At 35.9% G+C, this 2,950-nt stretch carries 5 protein-coding genes and 1 pseudogene; all 6 read right to left on the bottom strand.

Annotated elements, in window-relative coordinates:
- Positions 1-18: 18 nt before the first annotated feature.
- Positions 19-273, bottom strand: a pseudogene (locus tag ACTNES_RS20315) (CAT RNA binding domain-containing protein); the annotation flags it as partial.
- Positions 274-372: 99 nt separating this feature from the next.
- A complete protein-coding gene (locus ACTNES_RS20310; protein WP_320813322.1) occupies positions 373-834 on the bottom strand; it encodes a hypothetical protein in 462 nt (153 codons plus the stop codon).
- Positions 834-1,292 (bottom strand): DUF3990 domain-containing protein, encoded by a 459-nt coding sequence (locus ACTNES_RS20305; RefSeq protein ID WP_320813323.1) that lies wholly within the window; start codon positions 1,290-1,292, stop codon positions 834-836. Before ACTNES_RS20305 ends, ACTNES_RS20310 begins: the two co-directional genes overlap by 1 nt.
- Before the next feature lie 291 nt (positions 1,293-1,583).
- On the bottom strand, positions 1,584-2,243 hold the full coding sequence (locus ACTNES_RS20300) for a DUF4317 family protein (RefSeq protein WP_320813324.1): 660 nt from the start codon (positions 2,241-2,243) through the stop codon (positions 1,584-1,586).
- Positions 2,244-2,255: 12 nt separating this feature from the next.
- Positions 2,256-2,384 (bottom strand): hypothetical protein, encoded by a 129-nt coding sequence (locus tag ACTNES_RS20295; RefSeq protein WP_320813325.1) that lies wholly within the window; start codon positions 2,382-2,384, stop codon positions 2,256-2,258.
- 61 nt (positions 2,385-2,445) lie between these two features.
- Positions 2,446-2,709 (bottom strand): hypothetical protein, encoded by a 264-nt coding sequence (locus ACTNES_RS20290; RefSeq protein WP_320813326.1) that lies wholly within the window; start codon positions 2,707-2,709, stop codon positions 2,446-2,448.
- Between the last annotated feature and the right edge of the window lie 241 nt (positions 2,710-2,950).

The raw sequence follows: 2,950 nt of genomic DNA, 5'->3' as shown, positions 1-2,950 counted from the left end.
GGTAGGTCGTCGGCAGCGTCAGATGTGTATAAGAGACAGGAACTCTCCAAATACCTTTTGCGCCTCTGTCAGAATCGCATCTGCAATCTCCAGATACTCTGGCTCTATTCCCTTTACCAACTTCTTCGCAGACCCACGCTCTGTCTCCTGTGCCAGGCGGTACATGGTGCATTCCTCTGGCTTGTCAAAACGCTGGCTGACCTTTTTCCCAAATCCAACACCCTTGCCAAGAATCACATACTCCTGATTCTCATCCATATCAATAGCTATTACGCCGTTGTTATTTTATACTTTGCTCACTCTGTACATCTCGTTGTAATCCCCTCATTTTGTATTGATCCGCTATAATGTTTCCGAAACATTTACTTGTTTTTATAGCATTTTATTTTCTATATAGCATTCAAATATATATGATGGATTCTCATAATATACACTGCTATTATAATCATCTATCTTATCGCTTATAAAAGAATTATAAACTTTTATCAATGCATCAATAATTCCAATTTTTTCACTTTGTGCAACTTGTTTTATAAGACGTTTATACACTTTCCCAATATCCCAGTGAGAAGGAATCGAATATTTACATTCTCCTACATTGTCAAATGTTCCAGGGGTTATATCAGCTTCTTCAATAAAATCATCACTTACACGATCAATATTATCGCAATGATAAATATCTGCCAGATCATATATCTTCTCTAAACGTTCTTTTCCCAATTTATTCACAACATCTGAACGAGTATTTTGAGTTTTTCTTGCAATATAATCAATTAAACTACATGTAAAAAAAAGATCATTATCTTTTTTCTCTTCGCGTCCACTCCCTATCATCAAAGCACCTCACAATCCCTGTATTCCAAACATTTCAGTGCGTTTTCCGTACAAAAAGCAATCTGATGTGTTGGATATTTAAATTTCGCAAGAACCCAGAATTGCTCTCTTGTAATCACGCCGTCGATATAATCAGAAACAAAATTATAAATCTGGTCATCTGCCATAGCTCCAATTACAATATCATATTCATGATTTTTTCCACTTCGGCAATCTACAATAAAATCCAGCCATTCTTCTGTCATTTCCTTAAATTCTTTGATATTTAAATTACAATTCATTCGAACATCATAGATTGAAACAACTTTCTTTTCATACCGTTTTGCCCATCTTTGCGCCTGTTCCTTAATGATTGTACAATAAAAACCATATCCAAAATCTTTTGTATTACGGCCTTTACGAATTTCCGGTTTTTTTACAGCCTGATAACCACCATGATATACTGTCATTTTCGCCATATATCTGCTCCTTATCTAAATACCGTCATAAAACTATTTACTATCCCCATTTAGTTAAATTCCATCACTCAATAGTCAGGCAATGCTATATTGCCAATTTAACAGAATTATTTTCTAACAGTTATTCTAACATCAATTTAGTCATCCCTCAATTCAATTTAGTCATTTATACATAAAATGACTAAATTAAATTTTATTTGATGTAATTAAAATTCAACCAACCCTTATTTATAATCAGTCTATCGCATTTTTACTTATACCAGTAATATAAAACTCTCTATATATCCTTAACTATTTCCCCAATATTTTTTTCAAAAATCCCTCATCCGGTCGATCTGAGTTTTCAAAAAAGATATCTATTTTTTCAGGTTCTGAGGAACGATCTTCAAATGCTGGAAAAATGAAACCGCATTTCGGGTTTCCGGCATTGTAATCCTTATCTACCGGAGCTGCAACACATACCAGAAAGCTGTAAACTTCTTCAGATTCCCACTGTTCACTTTGATCTGAGCCTTTCTTTGGGATATCATATATTCCATGATAAATGTATATCCCGAATTCACGTCCATATAAATGACTGGTCTTATTCGGCGCATCTTCTGTTCCGCAGATTCCTTCTGCAAGCTGTTCGCAGAGAGTCTGCACCAGCAGGTCATCCTTTAATCCATACTGGGATAATGCCATCAAAAGCTTATGAATACTATCATATGCCATATCTCCTGCCGGGAACTTGTAGCATTTTAACTGTTCGTTAGTTTTCGAAAACGGAATTGTCTTTGCAAGATCCAGATTTATCTGCTGGTCATGCTTTCCCATGTTTTTGAAATTCACGTTAAATGTATTATCTATAAATCCAACTTCATCTACGTATGCACCTGCTGCACGCATAAAACAATTTCTGGATAATGTCATTCTGCGCGTTAATTCCAGCATATCATTTCTGTTGATCATATATCTGTACTCCTACTTCTTTAGCTTATTTTCCCTGATTGGTTCTTTTATTGAAACTGTACGATTCGCTCTTTTTCCATACTCTCTGGCAATTCGAATTCCTTCTGCAATTTCGCATGCCTGCTGATAATAATATTTCACTGCCGTTTTTAATACCTCCGGCACTTTTCCTGTAGCAAATTCAGGCTAATTCGGCTTTCTTTCACCAATATTTTTCCCTTTTCCAAATCTTCTTTCCTTCCTGAAAAAGACGAAGGTACTCTATTTTTTTCTCAATAGTTTCTGCTATTTTCTCTGCACGCGTTTTCGACACTTTGGTATATTCTGCCAAAAGTTCCTCAGCCTCTTTCGGGAAGTCTTGAAGTTTTTGTATATTGAGCAATTCCTTATTTTTTATATAAGAAAGCATGTTTGCTTCTTTTTTGCAGAAAGAACTTACTCTGATACTTAATAATCCAGATTTCACCGGAACCGAATCTTCGCCATAAAACAGACAGTTTCCTGTATCGTATATGGGAGCCGTTTTTAGTCAAGCGGATATTCGTAATCCGCTTCGCTACTTGCTCATAACCAAATAACTGCTCCGCAGTTTATCAAAAAGAGCTTGCACTCTTCCTGATACAAGCAAGTCCCCACCCACTGCTTATTGCTTATCGCAATTGAAGCAGGGGACTTACTTGATTTGGTTAAAAAGAACAGTCAGATAA

The sequence above is a fragment of the Blautia sp. HCP3S3_D9 genome (assembly GCF_052063845.1).
Lineage (GTDB): Bacteria > Bacillota > Clostridia > Lachnospirales > Lachnospiraceae > Blautia_A.
This window is presented reverse-complemented; position numbering and strand designations above follow the sequence as displayed.

Coding starts and splice junctions, on each gene's coding strand:
- ACTNES_RS20305 (WP_320813323.1), bottom strand. CDS start 1,292: ATGGCGAAAATGACAGTATATCATGGTGGTTATCAGGCTGTAAAAAAA.
- ACTNES_RS20300 (WP_320813324.1), bottom strand. CDS start 2,243: ATGATCAACAGAAATGATATGCTGGAATTAACGCGCAGAATGACATTA.
- ACTNES_RS20310 (WP_320813322.1), bottom strand. CDS start 834: ATGATAGGGAGTGGACGCGAAGAGAAAAAAGATAATGATCTTTTTTTT.